Source organism: Streptomyces sp. NPDC002588, from assembly GCF_040295925.1.
In the GTDB taxonomy this organism is placed as follows: domain Bacteria; phylum Actinomycetota; class Actinomycetes; order Streptomycetales; family Streptomycetaceae; genus Streptomyces.
On record NZ_JBEOWF010000045.1, the window covers coordinates 57,383 to 76,155 of the forward strand.

General features: G+C 69.7%; 21 protein-coding genes and 1 pseudogene. 12 read left to right on the plus strand and 10 right to left on the minus strand.

The window, feature by feature from the left end; translation table 11 throughout:
* Positions 1-33 precede the first annotated feature (33 nt).
* Positions 34-759, minus strand: a complete 726-nt coding sequence (locus ABT057_RS38465; protein WP_352348562.1) for a FadR/GntR family transcriptional regulator — start codon at positions 757-759, stop codon at positions 34-36.
* 195 nt (positions 760-954) lie between these two features.
* Here ABT057_RS38465 and ABT057_RS38470 point away from each other — a divergent pair, with 195 nt between their 5' ends.
* Positions 955-2,364 (plus strand): amino acid permease, encoded by a 1,410-nt coding sequence (locus tag ABT057_RS38470; RefSeq protein ID WP_352348563.1) that lies wholly within the window; start codon positions 955-957, stop codon positions 2,362-2,364.
* Positions 2,365-2,437: 73 nt separating this feature from the next.
* Here ABT057_RS38470 and ABT057_RS38475 read toward each other — a convergent pair whose 3' ends face one another.
* The 4 genes from ABT057_RS38475 to ABT057_RS38490 form a co-directional block, all read right to left on the minus strand.
* Complete coding sequence (locus ABT057_RS38475) at positions 2,438-2,962, minus strand: DUF4396 domain-containing protein (RefSeq protein ID WP_352348564.1); 525 nt, start codon at positions 2,960-2,962, stop codon at positions 2,438-2,440.
* 107 nt (positions 2,963-3,069) lie between these two features.
* Positions 3,070-3,699, minus strand: a complete 630-nt coding sequence (locus ABT057_RS38480) for a DUF305 domain-containing protein (protein WP_352348565.1) — start codon at positions 3,697-3,699, stop codon at positions 3,070-3,072.
* A gap of 89 nt (positions 3,700-3,788) precedes the next feature.
* Complete coding sequence (locus tag ABT057_RS38485) at positions 3,789-4,175, minus strand: DUF6153 family protein (protein WP_352348566.1); 387 nt, start codon at positions 4,173-4,175, stop codon at positions 3,789-3,791.
* Positions 4,176-4,338: 163 nt separating this feature from the next.
* On the minus strand, positions 4,339-5,271 hold the full coding sequence (locus ABT057_RS38490; RefSeq protein ID WP_352348567.1) for a zinc-binding dehydrogenase: 933 nt from the start codon (positions 5,269-5,271) through the stop codon (positions 4,339-4,341).
* Positions 5,272-5,362: 91 nt separating this feature from the next.
* Between ABT057_RS38490 and ABT057_RS38495 the strand changes: the two genes are divergently transcribed.
* Entirely contained in the window at positions 5,363-6,088 is a 726-nt protein-coding gene (locus ABT057_RS38495; protein WP_352348568.1) for a TetR/AcrR family transcriptional regulator, read from the plus strand.
* Positions 6,089-6,145: 57 nt separating this feature from the next.
* Here the strand turns inward: ABT057_RS38495 and ABT057_RS38500 are convergent, their stop codons facing one another.
* Together ABT057_RS38500 and ABT057_RS38505 are read right to left on the minus strand one after the other, a co-directional pair.
* Positions 6,146-6,676 (minus strand): GNAT family N-acetyltransferase, encoded by a 531-nt coding sequence (locus tag ABT057_RS38500; RefSeq protein WP_352348569.1) that lies wholly within the window; start codon positions 6,674-6,676, stop codon positions 6,146-6,148.
* On the minus strand, positions 6,661-7,914 hold the full coding sequence (locus ABT057_RS38505; protein ID WP_352348570.1) for a helix-turn-helix domain-containing protein: 1,254 nt from the start codon (positions 7,912-7,914) through the stop codon (positions 6,661-6,663). The genes ABT057_RS38500 and ABT057_RS38505 overlap by 16 nt, the downstream gene beginning before the upstream one ends.
* Positions 7,915-8,169: 255 nt before the next feature.
* Here ABT057_RS38505 and ABT057_RS38510 point away from each other — a divergent pair, with 255 nt between their 5' ends.
* From ABT057_RS38510 to ABT057_RS38530, 5 genes are all read left to right on the plus strand, one after another.
* Positions 8,170-8,619, plus strand: a complete 450-nt coding sequence (locus tag ABT057_RS38510) for an ATP-binding protein (protein ID WP_352348571.1) — start codon at positions 8,170-8,172, stop codon at positions 8,617-8,619.
* Between the two features lie 226 nt (positions 8,620-8,845).
* A complete protein-coding gene (tgmA, locus tag ABT057_RS38515; RefSeq protein WP_352348572.1) occupies positions 8,846-9,148 on the plus strand; it encodes a putative ATP-grasp-modified RiPP in 303 nt (100 codons plus the stop codon).
* Between the two features lie 5 nt (positions 9,149-9,153).
* On the plus strand, positions 9,154-10,116 hold the full coding sequence (tgmB, locus tag ABT057_RS38520; protein ID WP_352348573.1) for an ATP-grasp ribosomal peptide maturase: 963 nt from the start codon (positions 9,154-9,156) through the stop codon (positions 10,114-10,116).
* Positions 10,106-11,293 carry an ATP-grasp peptide maturase system methyltransferase gene (gene tgmC, locus ABT057_RS38525; protein WP_352348574.1) on the plus strand — a complete coding sequence of 396 codons (1,188 nt, stop codon included), beginning with the start codon at positions 10,106-10,108 and terminating at the stop codon, positions 11,291-11,293. Before tgmB ends, tgmC begins: the two co-directional genes overlap by 11 nt.
* 30 nt (positions 11,294-11,323) lie before the next feature.
* The gene (locus ABT057_RS38530; protein WP_352348575.1) at positions 11,324-11,416 is read left to right on the plus strand and encodes a DUF6087 family protein; all 93 of its coding nucleotides are present in this window, start codon (positions 11,324-11,326) and stop codon (positions 11,414-11,416) included.
* Between the two features lie 118 nt (positions 11,417-11,534).
* Here the strand turns inward: ABT057_RS38530 and ABT057_RS38535 are convergent, their stop codons facing one another.
* The gene (locus tag ABT057_RS38535) at positions 11,535-12,173 is read right to left on the minus strand and encodes a TetR/AcrR family transcriptional regulator (protein WP_352348576.1); all 639 of its coding nucleotides are present in this window, start codon (positions 12,171-12,173) and stop codon (positions 11,535-11,537) included.
* Between the two features lie 128 nt (positions 12,174-12,301).
* On the opposite strand from ABT057_RS38535, the gene ABT057_RS38540 reads away from it, so the two are divergent.
* Together ABT057_RS38540 and ABT057_RS38545 are read left to right on the plus strand one after the other, a co-directional pair.
* The gene (locus tag ABT057_RS38540; protein WP_352348577.1) at positions 12,302-13,054 is read left to right on the plus strand and encodes an SDR family oxidoreductase; all 753 of its coding nucleotides are present in this window, start codon (positions 12,302-12,304) and stop codon (positions 13,052-13,054) included.
* A 50-nt stretch (positions 13,055-13,104) separates the two neighbouring features.
* Positions 13,105-13,998: an SDR family oxidoreductase gene (locus ABT057_RS38545; protein ID WP_352348578.1), complete on the plus strand. Its 894-nt coding sequence runs from the start codon at positions 13,105-13,107 to the stop codon at positions 13,996-13,998.
* A gap of 29 nt (positions 13,999-14,027) precedes the next feature.
* Here ABT057_RS38545 and ABT057_RS49295 read toward each other — a convergent pair.
* Both ABT057_RS49295 and ABT057_RS38550 read right to left on the minus strand, forming a co-directional pair.
* Positions 14,028-14,147 (minus strand): annotated as a pseudogene (locus tag ABT057_RS49295) (IS5 family transposase); the annotation flags it as partial.
* A gap of 116 nt (positions 14,148-14,263) precedes the next feature.
* Positions 14,264-14,701: a hypothetical protein gene (locus ABT057_RS38550; protein WP_010353923.1), complete on the minus strand. Its 438-nt coding sequence runs from the start codon at positions 14,699-14,701 to the stop codon at positions 14,264-14,266.
* 634 nt (positions 14,702-15,335) lie between these two features.
* On the opposite strand from ABT057_RS38550, the gene hemL reads away from it, so the two are divergent.
* From hemL to ABT057_RS38565, 3 genes are all read left to right on the plus strand, one after another.
* Complete coding sequence (gene hemL, locus ABT057_RS38555; RefSeq protein ID WP_352348596.1) at positions 15,336-16,655, plus strand: glutamate-1-semialdehyde 2,1-aminomutase; 1,320 nt, start codon at positions 15,336-15,338, stop codon at positions 16,653-16,655.
* Complete coding sequence (locus ABT057_RS38560) at positions 16,652-17,344, plus strand: histidine phosphatase family protein (RefSeq protein ID WP_352348579.1); 693 nt, start codon at positions 16,652-16,654, stop codon at positions 17,342-17,344. Before hemL ends, ABT057_RS38560 begins: the two co-directional genes overlap by 4 nt.
* Positions 17,345-17,455: 111 nt before the next feature.
* Complete coding sequence (locus ABT057_RS38565; protein ID WP_352348580.1) at positions 17,456-18,742, plus strand: polysaccharide deacetylase family protein; 1,287 nt, start codon at positions 17,456-17,458, stop codon at positions 18,740-18,742.
* The last annotated feature ends 31 nt before the right edge of the window (positions 18,743-18,773 follow it).

Here is an 18,773-nt window from a genome sequence, read left to right on the forward strand (position 1 = left end):
GCAGGGGGAGTGGGGAGCAGGGGGAGTGGGGCGTCAGTCCGGGGTGGCGTGCCGGTGGGCCTTCACCGCGCGCACCGCCGGGTCCATCGCACCACGCGCGAGTTCGTCGAGCAGGTCGGCGTGGCAGCGGTTGCGGGCCCGTACGACCGCGGGTTCCGGGGCGGGCCGCAGCAGGCACTGGCGGCCGAGCAGGTCGGCGGCGAACTCGCGGATCCCGGCGCCGCCGAGCGCCTCCGCGAGGTCGAGGTGGAAGCGGGTCTCCAGTTCGAGCAGTCGTGCCGGGTCCTCGGCCAGGTCCATTTCGTCGACCAGGGCCCGCAGTCCGTCGAGCCGTCCGTCCGGGACCTCGCCCGAGGTGTGCGCCACGAGACCGCACTCCAGCAGCACGTGGAAGGAGTCCAGCGAGTCGGCCTCCTCGGCGTCGTGCAGTACGGCGACGACCGTGTCCCAGTCCGCCGCGACGAAGGTGCCGCCGGCCCGGCCGCGGCGGCGGTCGAGCAGGCCGTCCTGGCACATGCCCTCCAGCGCCCGGCGCACGGTGATCTCGCTGATCCCCAGTTCCTCGGCGAGGACGCCCGCGTCCGGCAGCCGGTCACCCGGCGACTCCGACTTCAGGCGTATCCGCAGGGCGATCCTGGACCGCACGAGTTCCGCTCCCGTGGGGCCGCGGCCGGCCAGGACACGGGTGTCCAACGCCCCGCCGGCCGGCGCGGGCGCCGGCTGCTTGTAGGGACCGAACTTGCCCGCCGCATTCACCACGACGCCACCTTAACGGCCTGCTGAGCGGGGTCAGAGTCTGCTGCACAGAGGCTCCCGGAAGAGACGGTTCCGCGGGGCATGACGGGTGGATGAAAAATAGAGCAACATGAACAGTTAAACAAGTCTTGTTCTTTTAGATCGTACTGAACTAATTTCCAGACACCCCTGGTCCGCCCTCCCTCCATGGATGTCGAGATGACCACAACCCTCCCCAAATCCGCTCCCGCCGAGTCCGGTGGCCTGCAGGCCGGACTCAAGAACCGCCACCTGTCGATGATCGCGATCGGCGGTGTCATCGGCGCCGGCCTGTTCGTCGGCTCCGGCTCCGGCATCGCCGCCGCCGGCCCCGGCATCCTCGTGTCGTACGCGCTCGTCGGCATCCTCGTCGTCCTCGTGATGCGGATGCTCGGCGAGATGGCCGCGGCCAACCCCACCTCCGGCTCGTTCTCCGCCTACGCCGACCGTGCGCTCGGCCGCTGGGCCGGCTTCACCATCGGCTGGCTGTACTGGTTCTTCTGGGTCGTGGTGCTCGCCGTGGAGGCGACCGCCGGGGCCAAGATCCTGGCCGGCTGGATCCCGGCCGTCCCACAGTGGGGCTGGGCCCTGATCGTCATGCTCGTCCTCACCGCCACCAACCTGGCCTCGGTCAGCTCCTACGGCGAGTTCGAGTTCTGGTTCGCCGGCATCAAGGTCGTCGCCATCGCCGCGTTCATCCTGATCGGCGGTCTCGCGATCTTCGGGCTGCTGCCCGGCTCGGACCACCCGGCGAGCGGCTTCTCCAACCTCACCGCGCACGGCGGCTTCCTGCCGAACGGGCCCGGCGCGATCCTCACCGGCGTCCTGATGGTCGTCTTCTCCTTCATGGGCAGCGAGATCGTCACGCTGGCGGCGGGCGAGACCCCCGACCCGCGGGCCGCCGTCACCAAGGCCACCAACAGCGTGATCTGGCGGATCGCCGTGTTCTACCTGGGCTCGATCCTGATCGTGGTGTCGCTGCTGCGCTGGGACGACCCGGCGATCCTCAAGGACGGCTCGTACGTCGCCGCCCTGAGCTCCATCGGCATCCCGCACGCCGCGCAGATCATGAACACCATCGTGCTGACCTCGGTGCTGTCCTGCCTCAACTCCGGCCTCTACACCGCCTCGCGGATGGCCTTCTCGCTCGGCCGGCGCAGCGACGCCCCGGCCGCCTTCGGGCAGACCACGGACCGCGGTGTGCCGCGGGCGGCCATCCTGGCGTCGGTGGTCTTCGGCTTCGTCGCCGTCGGCTTCAACTACCTGTGGCCGGACACCGTCTTCCAGTTCCTGCTCAACTCCTCCGGCGCGATCGCCCTGTTCGTCTGGCTGGTGATCTGCTTCTCCCAGCTGCGGATGCGCAAGATCATCCAGCGGGAGGCGCCGGAGAAGCTGGTCGTGAAGATGTGGCTGTACCCCTACCTGACCTGGGCGACCATCGCCCTGATCACCTTCGTCCTCGGCTACATGCTGACCGACACCGCCGACGGCGGCGGCCGTGACCAGGTGGTCCTGTCCACCCTGGTGGCCGCGGGCGTGGTGGTCTTCGCCGTCCTCCGCCAGCGGCGGCGGAGCGTCGCCGCGTCGTAGGCACGCGATCGGTCCGGGCCCCGTGCGGGCGGCGCTTCCGGCGCCGCCCGCACGGGGCATCGGTTTCGGGTGGTCAGTGGTGGCCGTGCACGACGGCGTGGCCCTTGCCGCGGCCGATCATCCACTTGTTCACGGGCGTGGTGACCAGGAAGGCGATCACGAAGCCGCCCAGGAGGGTCGACCAGAAGAGCCCGTCCGAGAGCTGGGAGTCCATCGCGCCGGGCGTGAGGACGACGATGCCGTTGTCGACCAGTTCCATCACGGCGATCGACACGGTGTCGGCGGCCAGCGCCACCTTGACGGCGGCCGTGAGGTCCAGGCCGGCCCGTCGGACGGCGAACAGCGTGAGGGAGTAGCCGAACAGGAACGCGAGGACGATCGCGACGACCGTGGTCGGCAGGTTGCCCCAGCCGAGGGCGGTACCGACGACCATGCCGAGGATCTCGCCGATCGCGCACCCGGTCAGGCAGTGCAGCGTCGCCCTCACGGCCATCGCCCAGGAGGCTCCTGGGTGTCCCGCGTGGACCCCATGGGCGTTCTGGGCGTCGTGGGTGTCATGGCCGTGCGGGGTGCCGGTTCGGTGCTCGCTGTGGTCCATGACTCCTATATACCCCCCTAGGGTATATCGGGCAAGCGGTAACGACCGCCGGTGGCCGGTGAGGGGGCCGGTGCGAAGACCGGCACCCTCACCGTTCTCCGTTTCCGTCAGTTCTTGCCGAGGAGCTTGTTCATCTCGGTGATCTCGGCGGTCTGCGCGCTGACGATGTCGTCGGCCATGGACGTCGCGGGACCGTACCGGCCCTTGTCCTTCTCGGTGGTGGCCATGGCCACGGCACCCTTGTGGTGCTCGATCATCATGGTCAGGAACATGGTGTCGAAGTCCGCGCCGGACGCCTTCTTCAGCATGCCCATGTCCGAGTCGTCCATCATGCCGGGCATCGCGGAGCCGGCCGAGTGGTCCATGCCGGGCATGGAGTCCATGCCGCCGGACGACTCCGAGGCCTTCTCGCCCCAGGACGTCAGCCAGCCGCTCATGGTCTCGATCTCCGGGTCCTGCGCCTTCTCGATGCGCGAGGCGAGGTCCTTGACCTCGGTGGACGAGGCCTGGTCGGCGGCGAGCTTCGCCATCTCCAGGGCCTGCTGGTGGTGGGGGATCATGCCCTGCGCGAAGGACACGTCCTGGGCGTTGTGCGCGCCGGCACTCGCCGACGTGGAACTGCCCGCGCCCGCCTGGCTGTCGGCGTCGTCGCTGCCGCAGGCGGCGAGGACGAGCGCGGCGGTGACGGAGACGGCCGTGAGGACGGCGCGACGGGTCAGGGTACGGGTGTTGCGCATGCGGGAACTCCTGCTGTGCTTGCGAAAAGGGATCTGGACATGCCGAGGCGCACCGCGTCCCGTACGGGTGACGTGGTGCGGCGTGGTGTCTAGATCCGCAGGAGTTGGAGTTCCGCCAGGGAGGGTGGCGCGCGTGCGTAGTCCGGGGCCTCGGCCGCGTACGCGCGGACGGAGTCGGCGCGTACGGGCACGGCCACCGGGTCGGGAACGAGGGCGGGCAGCACCGGCGCACCGCTCACCGCGGCCGCCGCGCAGGTCGGGTCGGCGTGATGGAGGTGGCCCCCGCCGTCTCCGCCGCAGTCGTCCTGAACGCTGACCGTGACGGCCGTCATGTGCCGCGGACCGGCCTCGTCGTGGCCGGCGCCCGTGGGGGCCAGGGCGTGCATCGCCAGCAGCCCGGCCAGCAGCCCGAGCACGAGCAGTGCTCGCCACCGCCGCACGGGCGGTCGCACGAGGTACTGCGCGGGGCTGTCCATCGGGATCATCCTAGGCGGAACCTGTGAAGCGGGACCGCGGCGGGCTCATCCGCGGTCTCCGTCCTGGATACGGGCGCGGGCATACCCGCGTTCACCCGGCCGCTCGGACGTCCGGTGGACGGCCGGGGCGGCAAGCCGGCCACTCGGACCGGTGAGCCGCCGCCTATGCCGTGAGGTCGAGGACGGCCTTGCCGTGAAGGCTGCGGCCCAGGACGGCGGCGATGGCTTCGTCGACCTGGTTCAAGCTGCCGCGCCAGGAGATCTGTGAGACGAGGTCCTTCGCGGCGAGACGGTCCGCGAGCCACGTCAGGTCCGGGCCGGGGAGGGGCCCGTCCTGGAGGTGGAAGGTGACGATGGAGCGTCCGTGGCGTCCGTCGTTGCCCAGGAACGCGCCGGGCGGGAACCGCACGGGCTGCAAAGTGACATCGCCGACTGCGACCAGGGTGCCGTGCGGTGCCAGTCTCTCGAACGCCCGCACCAGTTGAGGGCCTCCGACGCAGTCCACGACGGCGTCCACGAGAGCGCCGGCGTGTTCCGGGCCCGGGACCACCTCATCGGCGCCCAGCGCGCGCAGCCGGTCGCCGTGGGTGTCGGGGGCGCCGGTGGAGGCGATCACGTGTGCGCCGCCGAGGCGGGCGAGCTGCACCGCGTACTGTCCGACGCCGCCGGTGGCGCCGGTGATGAGGACGCGTCTGCCCGGCAGGGAGCCGATCCGGCGCAGTGCGCGCAGGGCGCTGGTTCCCGTGACCGGCAGGGTGCTGAGTGCTCCGGGGTCGGTGTCGGCAGGCGCGAGGCCGAGCAGACCGGTGTCCACCGCCCTGAACTCGGCCCAGCCTCCGGCGTCGCCCAGGGTGAGCACGGGGGTTCCGGCTGCCGGGCCGGAACCGTCGGCGGCCGCGCGTTCGACCACTCCGGCGGCGTCCCAGCCCAGGACGGTGCCGTCCGGCGCCTGGGAGATGGCGTGGGTGACCTCTCCGAAGTTGAGCGAGGTGGCGATCACCCGGATCAGGGCCTGGTGGGGGGTGGGTTCGGGGTCGGCGGTCTCGCCGAGGCGGAGACCGGAGGGAGTGGAGCGGTCGACGAGCAGGGCACGCATGTGGTTCGCCTTTCAGGAGTGACACGGGTAGTTATGCCACTCAGTGGCACAAGCGTGCAAGTGGCGTTTGCCTCCGCGCTACACTCGGCTCGTGACTGCCAGCCCCGCCACCTCGCCCGCAGCCGGCCGCAGGCCGGACGGATCCTTGAAGCGGGCGTCCGCCGGCCCGCCGCTGAGGGAACGCAAGAAGCGCCGCACTCGCCAGGCGCTGATCGACACCGCACTTGAACTGTTCACCCGGCACGGATTCGGCGGCGTCACCCTGGACGAGCTCTGCGACGAGGTGGAGGTGTCCAAACGCACCTTCTTCCGCTACTTCACCAGCAAAGAAGACGTCGCGATGGCACCCCTCCAGGACCTGTGGACCGCCTTCCTGGAGGAACTGCAGACCGGTCGACCCGACGGCGGTCCCCTGCTGGAGCTGGCGCGGGACGCCCTCCTCGCCGCCCTGGACCGCACAGCGGACGAGGAGTGGGCGCATCGGACACTGCTCAGCCTCCGGCTGGCCGATCAGACCCCCTCGATGCACGCGCACAGCCTGCACTTCTGCGAACGCACCACCCAGGCGGCGCTGGAGATCCTGCACCGCAGATTCAACCTCGACGACCGCGGCGATCCGCGCGCCCGCCTGGCCGCGGACATGCTCGTCGCGGCCTTCCGCCATTCCCTGACCGTCTGGGCGGCCCAGGCCGCACAGCCCAGCGAACCGAACTCGACCAGCACACCGGCCGGACAGGAACTCGCCACCCGCTTCCGCGAGTCTGTCGCCGCACTCCCAGGCGCCCTGACACTCACTCCCGGCCAGGCCACCGACTGACACGACGTCTCCGGACCGGGCACCGCCGATGCTCGGCGCAGTGTGTCGGTGGCGGAGTCAGCCCCGGAGGTTTTTGACCATGACCGCGTACACCGGTGAGTCGGCGAAGGGCTGTTGCTCGCCGGCCTTGGTGTATCCCCATGACTCGTAGAGTGCCTGGACCTTGGGGTGGGTCACGTCGACCAGGAGCACGGCGAGGTCTTCCGTGCGCTCCTTCAGCAGGGCTTCGTGGAGGCGTTCGGAGATGCCCTGCTTGCGCCACTGCGGACGCACCATGACCTCGGACACGGCGTAGGTGGAGGAGTAGCCGTTGTTCGGCTCGTAGTCGGTGGAGCGCCACCATTCGCGGCCGGGGGCGAGCGGGGCGCCGTAGGCGAAGCCGACCGGCTCGTCCGCGTCGTACGCCACCACGCAGGAGAACCCGTCCATGGCTGACCAGTGGTCTGCGAACCAGGCGAAGCGTTGGTGGAACGGGTCGTCCATCTGGTCGGCGTAGGCGTCGGCGTGTACGTCGATGAGCATCTGACGGAAGTCCCCCGGAAGGCTTCCGTGCTGGAAATGACGCAGGTCGGTCACCCTTGGCTCCATTCGGTTCTCATGCGGTCTGCCCAGTCGCGTGCGTAGGAGGTGGAGGGGGCGAGGACGAAGAGGCCCCGGTGGAAGTCGCCGATGAGGGTGCGCATGCGGCCGGGCAGGGGGTGGCCGTCCATGATCGTGAAGACTTCGGTGGCGGTGACCGTGGCCTGTTCGGCTTCTCCCTGGTGAAGCTGGGCGAGGGCGAGTTGGGTGGTTGCGAGTGCTCTGTTGCGCCGGAAGGCGGTCGGGATCTTCGCCAGTGCGCGGTGTGCCATGGCTTCGGCGTGGCCGTGGCGTCCGCTGTTGAACTGCACGACGGCGGCGAGGTGGTCGAGTTCGGCCTGGCCGTAGAAGGCCGTCCAGCGCGGACGTTGGCGCTGTGTCGCCTTGGCGAAGGTGTCCTGGGCCGATCCGAGGGATCGCAGACCGGCGCGCCCGTCACCGAGGGCCGCGTACGCAAGGGCTGCGCGGACTCGGCCCAGCGAGTCGAAAAACGGGTCGCGACGAGCTGCTGAGGAGGCTTGCGCCGCCTGTGCCGCGGCAAGGGCCTCGGGCCAGTTGCGTCGCTGGTAGGCGAGCATCGAGAGGTTGACCCAAACGCGCATTTCGGTGGGGCCGTCCTGGGAGAGGCCGGCGTACGTCGCGGATTCGTTCAGGTACGTCTGGGCCTGGTCGAGGTTGCGGGCGTCGATGCAGGACCAGGCGGCGATGGTGGTGAACTCGGCGGCCAGCGCGTACAGAGCCCTGCGGACCCGTTCGCCGGCGTTGCGCTGCTGCAGGTCCAGTACGCTGTCGCGGCCCTGGACGGCGGTCTTCTCCAGTTCCGTGTGTCCGCCCTGGCGGTCGTCGGCTTCGACCAGGGCGTTCATCCCGGCCGCGACCCGGGCCACGTCCGACATGCCGACCGCGCGGCGCTGGGTCACCAAGGGCACCGCGGCGGCCGCGGTCCCGGTGGCCGAGGCGAGGAAGGCGCGACGCCGCACGGGATCCTCCTGCGGGTGTTGCATGGTGCGTGGTGCGCTGAACCCTAAGTCCTCGACAGGGCAGCCGAACACCCGCTCCAGAGCCGCGCATGTGCGGCCGATGGGGTGGCGAGAGGTTCCGTTCAGCAGATTGCGGACCGTGCGTGCGGAGACATCGCCGGGCCTGCCGGTGATCTCTGCCAGGGCAGAGTTCATCCGACCTGCCAATTCTTCCTGGGTGAGCCCGAGTTCCTCCATCCGGCGCTTCAGGACGGCGTTCGCTCTCATGACACCGACCGTAGCCCTGCGGTCACGGGCCGAGCCAGATCCGAGGTCACGGGGAAGCAAAGTCTTCCGGTTCTGGGCAGTCGAGCAGGGCGCCACCTTTCCTGTTCCCGGCCGGCCAGAGGTCGTTGACTCGGTATCAGCCGTCGAGCGGGCGAGGTCCCTTCCCCGTCCCGCGACGGCATGGAGGAGAGCCCGCCCTTGCGCACCCCGTCGTGGGGGCGGGCGTTCCAGCCTCGGAGGGATGACCCCGTGACCATGACCTCAGCCAGACCGACAGCGACAGGCGCACCGGGCTACACCGAGACCGTGCCGTGCGAGCCGGAGTCCGCTCGTCACGCCCGTCTGCTTGTCTCCGCTGCTCTGAACACTTGGGGTATGGGCGAGCTGGCCGAGGCCGGGACGCTGATCGTCTCGGAGCTGATCAACAACGCCGTCGACCACACGCGCTGTCGCGTAGTCCGTGTCGTGGTGCGGCGTGAGGCGGACGACGTGATCCGGATCGGCGTCGCCGACAAGAGCAGGGAAACCCCGAAGCCGGGCCGTCCTCATGACGACTCGGAGGACGGCCGTGGTTTGCTCCTGGTGGAGACACTGAGCTGGCGATGGGGCTACGACCTGTATCGCCGGGGCAAGCTCGTCTGGGCCGAGCTGAGGGTGCCGGACGCATGCTGTCCCGCGCATCTCCTCACGGCTCCTGACCTCTGAGGAACTGATCGGCGACCCCGCGCCAAGACCGCTCGGTACGGCAGCTCGGCCACTGATCCGAGAACGGCCGACCGGCCATCGATCCCTGCCCCGTTTCGGCGTATCTCCAGAAGCACTCTCTCCCGACGCCTACGAGACTCTCGCCGCGGCAGGTCCGAGCTCTCGGGATGCCAGGCGGGAGCGCAAAGCACGTGCAGGACAGGAACTTCCGACAGAAAGGCAGACCGTGTTCAACTACATGGACCGCTTCCCCACAGGCAGCCCACTGCCGCAGGGACACCTGACCGCAACCCCGTGGGGCCTGCGTCGCATCGCCCCGTACCCGCCCGCCGAAGGCCCCGGCTACGCGAGGGTGGCGCTGGACCCCGCGACACAGACAGCCCGGTACTTCGACGCTTCCGGAGCGCCCACGATGTCCCCCGGGCACGGCACCTCCTCGGGTACGAACCCCACGACCGGAACCACGGGCCAGGGCGACCGCAACAGCGACTCCCCGGACAGCGACACGGGGAACGACACCGACCAGTGACTTCGGTGACGAACGACGATCGTCCGGTCCTGGTCGTCACGAACCTCGATGACCCGACCGCGGACTTCGTGATCGCCGAGCTGCACGACCGGGGCGTCCCGGTCGTGCGGTTCGACTCCGGTGACTTCCCCGCCACCCTGTCGTGCTCGGCCGCCATCGGCGACACGGACAACTGGCGGGGAAGCGTGCAGACCCCGAGCCGCCGTGCCGAACTCGGCTCGGTGCGGTCCTTGTACTACCGGCGCCCTTCCGGGTTCGCCTTCCCGCACCTCGACAGGCAGGACGAGCGCTTTGCCGTCGCCCAGGCCCGCTACGGGCTGGGCGGCATCCTCACTTCGCTGCCCGGTTGCCTGTACGTCAACCACCCCAACCGCATCGGCGACGCCGAGTACAAACCGGCCGGACTCGCCGCCGCGGCGGCGGCCGGCTTCGCCCTGCCACCCACACTGATCACCAACGTGCCCAACGACGCACGGGCGTTCATCAACGCGCACGGCCCGGCCGTCTTCAAACCCATTTCGGTGCCGCTCTACCTGGTCGACGGCAAGGCCCAGACGGTTTCCGTGACCGAGGTGGCCGCCGACGAGATCGACGAGTCGGTGGCCGGCACCATGCACCTGTTCCAGAAGCGTGTGGACAAGGTCGCGGACGTCCGGGTCACGGTCATCGGTGAGCGGGTCTTCGCGGTGCGGATCGAATCCGGTCTCCTCGACTGGCGTACGGACTACGGCACTCACACGTACAAGCCCCTCATCACGCCGCCCGTGGTGGAGCAGGCCATGCGTGCCTACCTGAAGCACTTCGGGCTTGTCTTCGGGGCGTTCGACTTCGCCCTGACCGATTCCGGGAGCTGGATCTTCATCGAGTGCAACCCTTCGGGGCAGTGGGCCTGGATGGAGCCGCCGACCGGCCTGCGCATGACCGCCGCACTCGCCGATCTTCTGGAAGGAGGGCTTCGTGCCCACTGAGCCCGGAATCGAGACGGCCGCAGCGGGCCTCCGGCGGCAGCTCGCAGACCGGTTGGAGAGGGATGGCCGGCTGCGGTCGCGCCAGTGGCGCGCAGCTGTGGAGGCCGTGCCCCGTCACGCCTTCGTCCCGCGCTTCTACCGGGAGAGCGACACCCCCGGCGTCACCACCTGGGAGCCGGTCACTCCGGAGAACGTCGGCAAGGAGGAGTGGCTCCGGCTCGTGTACACCGACGAGACGTGGATGACCCAGTTCGACGGACGGGACATCGACTGGGCCGACCCGCAGCCGATCAGCAACGCGGCCCCCACCTCGTCGTCGACGCTGCCGAGTCTCGTCGTCCGGATGCTCGAAGACCTGGACGTGCACGCGGGCATGAACGTATTGGAGATCGGCACGGGTACCGGCTATTCGACGGCCCTGCTGTGCCACCGCCTCGGCAGCGAGAGGGTGACCTCGATCGAGACGGACGAGGGCGTGGGGCGGCGAGCCCGCGACGCCCTGTCCACGGCCGGTTACGAACCTCACCTGCTGGTGGGCGACGGCCGCGCCGGCCACCTGGACGGTGCCCCCTACGACCGGCTGATCGCCACGTGCGGCTTCCGCAACATCCCGCCCGCCTGGCTGGAGCAGGTGCTGCCCGGCGGCGTCATCCTCACCACCCTGCGCGGCTGGATGCGCTCCCTCGGTCCGGTCAAGCTCATCGTCACCGGCGACAGCGCGAGCGGCTGGTTCAGCGAGGACGACCCCAGCTTCATGATCGCCCGCCAGCAGGACGCCCCCGAGAACCTCGGCGTGATCCCCGGGTCCGACGACGGAACGACGCGGAAAGCCACGTACGGGCCCGACGTCCTCACCGACTCCGGGCCGGCCTTCATGGCGCAGCTCGCGGCGCCGGACGCCCGCTTCTTCTCCACGGCGGTCGACGGCGGCCCGGTCAGCACGTTCGTGCTGGACCGCGTCACCGATTCCTTCGCCGTCCTTGTTCCTGCAGACCGTGGCTGGCAGGTCCGCCAGGGCGGCCCGCGTCGACTCTGGGACGCGATCGAGTCGGCGGTGGGGACCTGGGAGGAGTACGGCTCGCCGAGCGCTGCCGCGTTCGGGGTGACGGTGTCCGTGGATGCGCAGGTGGTCTGGCTCGGGAATCCGAGCGGCCCGCAGTGGCCGCTGCCCTCCTGACACGGCCCCACCGACGCAAGGAACGCCCGGATGGACGACGAACCGCTGGAGGACTGGGCGGAACGCCGTGACGCGAAGATCGGCCGGCTGCGCGCGGTCCCGGTCTCCTCCGGCGACGATTGATCGCGGTGTGCCCCGGTGACGCTCGGACGACTGGTCGGCCGGCTTCTCCGCGTGCTGGATGTGGCATGTCCGTCAGCGTCAAATGAACGGCTTGCGCAAGTGCACCAGTCCCACCCGCCTATGGTCGTAGGCCGTGCATCAGGTTGGAGATGAGTCCGGCCACGAATTCCTCGGTGACGGGCTCGTCGGGGATCAGCAGCCGGTGGTAGCAGGCGCCCCAGAGTTGGTCGACGACGATGCGTGGGTCCACGTCGGCCCGCAGCTGGCCGCGTTGCTGGGCGCGTTGTAGGACGTCGACGGCCAGGCGGCGGCGCGGACCGGAGTAGTGCTCGCGGAAGGCGGTGGCAAGGTCTGGGTCAGTCTGCGCAGCGCCGACCAGTTCGATGACGATGCGGCCGGCCGGGGTGTCCGCGGTGAGGTGGACGAAAGCGCGGAGCTGCGTGAGCAGGTCGGCCTCGATGTCGCCGGTGTCGGGGAAGGCGAGCGTGTTCTCGACCGCGGTGAAGTATCCGTCGAGGGCGAGCGCCCCCTTTGAGGGCCACCACTTGTAGATCGACATCTTGCTGACGCCCGCCGTCGTGGCGACCCGTTCGATGGTGAAGCCTGTCATGCCTTCGTCGAACAGCAGTGTGCCGGCGGCGGAGAGGATGTCGCGGCGCACCTCGTCGGCCGGTCGCCTGCCCCGGCCGCGCCGTACGGGTGCGCCGTCCTCCGGGGTGGAGCTGGTGCTTGAACTTGCTGTCGATGCCCTGGCCACCGCGGCCTCCTCGGGTCGGTTCGATGCGTCTTCTCCAGTCTATATGGACGCAGCGTCTACATCTTGCTAATATGGACGCATCGTCCATTACCGGCCGGACGTCTCCGGCCGCCGAAAGGAGTCCTGCCATGACCAGCACCAACACCAAGACCGTCACTCCGCGCGTCGCCGTCGTCACCGGTGGGTCCGGCGGCATCGGCCGGGTTGCCGCCGAGCGCCTGGCCGACGACGGCCTGGCCGTCGTCGTCTCCTACTCAGGCAACCCGGCCCCCGCCGAGGAGGCGGTGCAGGCGATCGAGAAGGCGGGCGGCACCGCCATCGCCGTCAAGGCGGACGTCGCCGACGAGACCGAGGTGACCGCCCTGTTCGACGCGGCCGAGGAGCGCTTCGGCGGCGTCGACGTCGTGGTGCATGCAGCCGGGATCATGCTGCTCGCGCCGATGGCCGAACTCGACCTCGCCGACTTCGACCGGATGCACCGCATCAACGTGCGCGGCACCTTCGTCGTCGGCCAGCAGGCCGCCCGCCGCGTCCGCTCCGGGGGTGCGATCGTCAACTTCTCCAGCTCGGTCACGAAGATCGCTCTGCCGAACTACACCGCCTACGCCGCCACCAAGGGCGCCGTCGACGCCATGACGCTGATCCTCGCCAAGGAACTGCGCGGCCGCGACATCACCGTCAACGCCGTCGCCCCCGGCCCGACCGCGACCGCCCTGTTCCTGGACGGCAAGCCGGACGCCGTCGTCGAGCACCTGGCGAAGATGTCGCCCCTGGAGCGACTGGGCACCCCCGACGACATCGCCGAGGTCGTCTCCTTCCTGGCCGGCCCGGCCCGCTGGGTCAACGGCCAGGTCCTCTACGCCAACGGCGGCGTCATCTGAGCACCCGTCAACCCACCCCTTCCCAAACACTCGAAAGGAACGTGAACAGCATGTCCAAGACCGTGCTCATCACCGGTGCGTCCAGCGGCTTCGGCGCCATGACCGCACGCGCCCTCGCCGACGCCGGCCACCTCGTCTACGCCGGCATCCGCCACACCACCGGCCGCAACCGCCCCGCCGTCGCCGAGGCCGCCCGCTACGCCCACGAACACGGCGTCGACCTGCGCAGCGTCGAACTCGACGTCAGCGACCAGGCGTCCGTGGACGCAGCCATCGCCGCGATCGTCGCCGAGTCGAGCCGGATCGACGTGGTCGTGCACAACGCCGGCCACATGGTCCTGGGCCCGCTGGAGGCATTCACACCGGAACAGCTGCACGAGGTGTTCGACGTCAACGCGGCCTCCACCCAGCGCGTCAACCGCGCCGTACTGCCCCACCTGCGTCGGCAGGGCGACGGCCTGCTGGTGTGGGTCGGCTCGACCAGCACCAGCGGCGGAACCCCGCCCTACCTCGGCCCCTACTTCGCCGCCAAGGCCGCCATGGACTCCCTCGCCGTCACCTACGCCGCCGAGGTCGCCCGCTTCGGCATCGACACCACGATTGTGGTCCCCGGTGCATTCACCTCCGGCACCAACCACTTCGCCCACTCCGGCCGCCCCGCCGACACCACCGTCGCCGACGCCTACGAGGCCCGCTACGCGGGACTGTCGGAGCAGGTCGGCGCACGCCTGGCGGAGATCACCCCGCCCGACGCGGACCCGGCTGAGGTCGCCGCCGCGATCGTGCGCGTCGTCGACACCCCCAAGGGGCAGCGCCCCTTCCGTGTCCACATCGACCCCGTGGACGACGGCGCCGAGACCGTCAACCGAGTCGGTGACATGGTGCGTACCGCCTTCTACCACCGCATCGGCCTCGACGACCTCCTCGTACCGCACCCCGCCTGAGCCCGGCCCAGGACGATCGGTACAGCGGTCACGTGCACCTTGGTGGTCAGTCCACCGCGTGAGCGTCCGAGCCCGTGGTCGGCGGGCTCGTCTGTGACTCCGCCGGGTTTGTCCCGCTGCAGATCCCCCTTTTTGTGGGCACCCGCTGCCCAGGGCACATCCGTGCCCCCAGCGAAACCAATGTGCCCTGGCCGCCTGACGCCCCCTCCAGGCACCAAAAAGGGTGAGGCCCGAAGGCCCCGCCCGATCCGCAAGGAACCCCAGGTCAGGGCCACACCAGGCAGTAAGGCTGATGGCCCGCCTCATGCAGACGGTGGCTGAAGTCCTGCCACTCGTGCAGCAGTTGGTACACGTTGAACGCGTCGCGGGGGCCGCCCCGGTCCGGGACCGTCGACCAGATGAAGGCCGCCGCGCCCACGGCCTCCTCGCCGATGTCGCGGAGGGGGTCCACGACCGTCATGGGGAGCTTCACGACCGCGTAGTCGGGGTGCAGGACGACCAGTTCGAGCGGGGGCACCTTGTGGAGGGGGACGCCTTCGATGCCCGTCAGCACCATCGCGGCCATCGTCTCCGGCTTGATCTTGGTGAACATGCCGTTCATGCCGAGTTCGTCGCCGCCGAGTTCTTCGGGACGCATCGAGATCGGGACGCGGGCCGCGGTCGCGCCGTCCGGCGCGCCGAAGTACTTGTACGTCACCCCCACCCGACCACCATTCCTGCTCCCCGCCCGGAGGCGATCGACCCGTTGGTCGACGCGCCGGTCGATCCGCTCGGGGTCATTCGTTCCACCCTGGTTCATGCCCTGGCCCAGGTTCTGGCTCATGCCCGGGTTGCCGCCCTGGCTCAGGCCTTGGTTGACGCCTTGGTTCAGGCCCGGGCTCGGACGTGCTTCGCCTGCTTCCTCCGCGTCGCGCCGGTGCCTTCCCCGCCTGGCACGTCGAGGACCCAGGTCGTCAGTCCCCTCGCCCAGTCCGCCACCGCGATGCATATCTCCACCCGACTGCTTTTCTAGGACGCGTGGCCCCCGCCGCGCAACCCGATCATCGTGTCAGTGACCTCCCCCACGGCCGCCCGCCGAAACGTGCGGTGAAACACCTGTCCGCAGGATCTTCGCAGCCACTGGACACCCGGTCGTTGTGAGCTACGTCTATCAGGCTCAGTCCGTCTCAGTTTCGCAGATGACGACAGATGGACACGGCCCTGCCCGCCGCCCCGCTCCTGACCCGCCCGGCGCCCCGCCACCCCCTGGCGCCCCTGGCCTACCCTGGGGAGTCACGGGCAACCGGAGTCCAGCAAGTCGGAGAAGGTCGGAGAAGTCGCAGGTCATGAGCGAGGCCATGAGTGAACTGCCCTATTCGTACGATGCGCCTGTATCGCAGGCACTGTTCGACCGAGCGGACGCCGTCACGCCAGGCGGTGTGAATTCCCCGGTCCGCGCCTTCCGTGCCGTGGGCGGAACGCCCCGTTTCATGGTGTCCGGTACGGGTCCGTACCTGACCGACGCCGACGGGCGGGAGTACGTCGACCTGGTCTGCTCCTGGGGTCCGATGATCCTCGGGCACGCGCATCCCGAGGTCATCGCGGCCGTGCAGGACGCCGTCACGCGCGGTACCTCCTTCGGGACGCCCGGTGAGGGCGAGGTCGCGCTCGCCGAGGAGATGGTCGACCGCGTCGAGCCCCTCGAGCGGGTGCGGCTGGTGTCCAGCGGCACCGAGGCGACCATGTCGGCGATCCGGCTCGCCCGCGGGTTCACCCGGCGCACCAAGGTGATCAAGTTCGCCGGGTGCTATCACGGGCATGTCGACTCGCTGCTCGCCGCGGCCGGCTCCGGCGTCGCCACCTTCGCGCTGCCGGACACCCCCGGCGTCACCGGCGCCCAGGCCGGCGACACGATCGTGCTGCCGTACAACGACCTCGAGGCCGTGCAGGAGGCCTTCCACCGGCACCCGGGCGAGATCGCCTGCGTGATCACCGAGGCCTCGCCCGGCAACATGGGTGTCGTGCCGCCGATGCCCGGGTTCAACCAGGGGCTCAAGGACGCCTGTCAGGCCAACGGCGCGCTCTACATCTCCGACGAGGTCATGACCGGGTTCCGGACCAGCCGGGCCGGGTGGTTCGGGATCGACGGGGTCAGGCCCGATCTCATGACCTTCGGGAAGGTGATGGGCGGGGGCTTCCCCGCCGCCGCCTTCGGGGGGCGGGCCGACGTCATGGCGCATCTGGCGCCCGCCGGGCCCGTCTACCAGGCCGGCACCCTCTCCGGGAACCCGGTCGCCACCGCCGCCGGACTCGCCCAGCTGCGGCTTCTCGACGACGCGGCCTACGCCGCTGTCGACGCCGCCTCCGGGCGGATTCAGGCACTGGTCTCCGAGGCGCTCACCAAGGAGGGCGTGGCGCACACGCTGCAGAGCGCCGCCAACATGTTCTCGGTCTTCTTCACCGACCGGCCGGTGCGCAACTACGAGGACGCCCGCGCGCAGGAGTCCTTCCGGTTCACCGCCTTCTTCCACTCGCTGCTGGCGAACGGCGTGTATCTGCCGCCCTCGTCCTTCGAGTCCTGGTTCGTTTCCACGGCCCATGACGACCGGGCCATCCAGCGGATCGCCGACGCCCTCCCGGCGGCGGCCCGAGCGGCTGCGGAGGCCACTGCGGCATGAGCACCCCCAAGAGCACCAGTGACATCACCGTCGTCCATCTGATGCGGCACGGCGAGGTCGAGAACCCGGACGGCGTCCTCTACGGCCGTCTCGCCGGCTACCACCTCTCCGAGCTCGGGCGGCAGATGGCCGACCGGGTGGCCGAGCACCTCGCCCCGCGTGACGTGACGTACGTGGTCGCCTCGCCGCTGGAGCGGGCGCAGGAGACGGCGACCCCGATCGCCAAGGCGCACGGGCTCGACCTCGCCACCGACGAGCGGCTCATCGAGGCCGACAACGTCTTCCAGGGGAAGACGTTCGGGGTGGGGGACGGGGCGCTGAAGAACCCGGAGAACTGGAAGCACCTCGTCAACCCGTTCAAGCCGTCCTGGGGAGAGCCGTACGTCGACCAGGTCGTCCGGATGATGGGGGCGCTGGACGCGGCCAAGGACGCGGCCCGAGGGCACGAGGCCGTGGTGGTCAGCCACCAGCTGCCGATCTGGATCGTGCGGTCCTACGTCGAGCGCCGCAGGCTGTGGCACGACCCGCGCAAGCGGCAGTGCACGCTCGCCTCGCTGACGACCTTCACCTACCAGGGCGACCGCATCGTCTCCGTCGGCTACACCGAGCCCGCCATCGATCTCGTGCCGGCCCATCTGCGGGCCGGTGCGAAGCCGGCGAAGGGGAAGGGCAAGGCGTTCGGGGCCTGAGTGCCGGCTGAGTGTTCGCTGTTACCGAATCCGGAAGTAGCGAAGGAACCCTGTCGTTCGTCGCGTCCTCTGAATGGGTGACCACCAGAGAACGTGACGAACGGGGTTGCCATGCGCGCCATCACCCGAAGGGGAGCACTCGGACTCGGGGCGGGGGCCGCCGCTGCCGGGCTCGTCGGCTGCGGGAGCATCACCGACTTCGACCGGCCGAGCCCTGCCGATGGCTCCAGCGGGCCGGGGAAGAAGCCCTCCGGGAGCCCCAAGGCCAGCGCCCGCCCGCTCGGTGACGGCTCGACGTCCTTCACTGGCAGGCAGCCCCACCAGCCGGGCAAGCCCGAGCCGCTGGAGCCGGGCCAGGAGCCGCCCCAGTTCGTCGTCTTCTCCTGGGACGGAGCCGGTGAGGTCGGCAACGGTCTCTTCCCACGTTTCCTGGACCTCGCCAAGGAGCACGGCGCGTCCATGACCTTCTTCCTCTCCGGGCTGTACCTGCTGCCCGAGTCGAAGAAGCGGCTCTACGACCCCCCGAACAACCCGCGCGGCGCCTCCGACATCGGCTATCTCACCGACGAGCACGTGAAGATGACCCTGGAGAACGTCCGCCGGGCCTGGCTCGAGGGGCACGAGATAGGCACCCACTTCAACGGGCACTTCTGCGGAGAGGGCTACGGCTCGGTCGGCAAGTGGACGCCCGGGCAGTGGCGCAGTGAGATAGACCAGGCGAAGAAGTTCGTGAAGGAGTGGCGGACCAACACCGGCTGGACCGACCTGGCGCCCCTTCCCTTCGACTACGAGAAGGAACTCGTCGGCGGCCGTACGCCCTGCCTCCTCGGCCAGGACAACCTGCTGCCCACCGCCCGCGCCCTCGGCTGGCGCTACGACGCCTCCTCGCCGGGCGGGACCCAGGTGTGGCCGCAGAAGAGGCAGGGGCTCTGGGACCTGCCGTTGCAGCAGATTCCTTTCCCCGGACACAGTTTCGAGGTCCTCTCCATGGACTACAACATCCTCGCCAATCAGTCGATCAACTCGACCAACGCGCCCAGCCACAACTACCCGGGCTGGCGGCAGCAGGCAGGCCAGGCTTACATATCTGGCTTCAAGCGGGCATATGAGACAAACCGTGCGCCTTTCTTCGTAGGCAACCACTTCGAGAAGTGGAACGGCGGCATCTACATGGACGCCGTCGAGGAGGCCTTCAAGTACATCGCGCGGGAGAAGGAGAAGGGCGCCGACGTGCGCCTCGTCTCCTTCCGGCAGTTCGTGGACTGGATGGACGTGCAGAAGCCCGAGGTGCTCGAGAAGCTCCGTACGCTGGAGGTCGGGCAGCAGCCGGCCGGCGGCTGGAAGGCGTTCACGCAGGCGGACTCCGCGAGCCCCACGAGCTCGGAAACCGCCGCCTGAAATGCGGGTTTCCGCCCGCAAGGGGGGTGCG

What these genes read in the sequence shown, in the direction of transcription:
- ABT057_RS38470 (WP_352348563.1), top strand. Translation starts at nt 955, where the DNA reads ATGACCACAACCCTCCCCAAATCCGCTCCCGCCGAGTCCGGTGGCCTG.
- ABT057_RS38510 (WP_352348571.1), top strand. Translation starts at nt 8,170, where the DNA reads ATGACCTCAGCCAGACCGACAGCGACAGGCGCACCGGGCTACACCGAG.
- ABT057_RS38490 (WP_352348567.1), bottom strand. Translation starts at nt 5,271, where the DNA reads ATGCGTGCCCTGCTCGTCGACCGCTCCACTCCCTCCGGTCTCCGCCTC.
- ABT057_RS38545 (WP_352348578.1), top strand. Translation starts at nt 13,105, where the DNA reads ATGTCCAAGACCGTGCTCATCACCGGTGCGTCCAGCGGCTTCGGCGCC.
- ABT057_RS38565 (WP_352348580.1), top strand. Translation starts at nt 17,456, where the DNA reads ATGCGCGCCATCACCCGAAGGGGAGCACTCGGACTCGGGGCGGGGGCC.
- ABT057_RS38505 (WP_352348570.1), bottom strand. Translation starts at nt 7,914, where the DNA reads ATGAGAGCGAACGCCGTCCTGAAGCGCCGGATGGAGGAACTCGGGCTC.
- ABT057_RS38500 (WP_352348569.1), bottom strand. Translation starts at nt 6,676, where the DNA reads ATGGAGCCAAGGGTGACCGACCTGCGTCATTTCCAGCACGGAAGCCTT.
- ABT057_RS38530 (WP_352348575.1), top strand. Translation starts at nt 11,324, where the DNA reads ATGGACGACGAACCGCTGGAGGACTGGGCGGAACGCCGTGACGCGAAG.
- ABT057_RS38480 (WP_352348565.1), bottom strand. Translation starts at nt 3,699, where the DNA reads ATGCGCAACACCCGTACCCTGACCCGTCGCGCCGTCCTCACGGCCGTC.
- hemL (WP_352348596.1), top strand. Translation starts at nt 15,336, where the DNA reads ATGAGTGAACTGCCCTATTCGTACGATGCGCCTGTATCGCAGGCACTG.
- ABT057_RS38560 (WP_352348579.1), top strand. Translation starts at nt 16,652, where the DNA reads ATGAGCACCCCCAAGAGCACCAGTGACATCACCGTCGTCCATCTGATG.
- ABT057_RS38540 (WP_352348577.1), top strand. Translation starts at nt 12,302, where the DNA reads ATGACCAGCACCAACACCAAGACCGTCACTCCGCGCGTCGCCGTCGTC.
- ABT057_RS38485 (WP_352348566.1), bottom strand. Translation starts at nt 4,175, where the DNA reads ATGGACAGCCCCGCGCAGTACCTCGTGCGACCGCCCGTGCGGCGGTGG.
- ABT057_RS38475 (WP_352348564.1), bottom strand. Translation starts at nt 2,962, where the DNA reads ATGGACCACAGCGAGCACCGAACCGGCACCCCGCACGGCCATGACACC.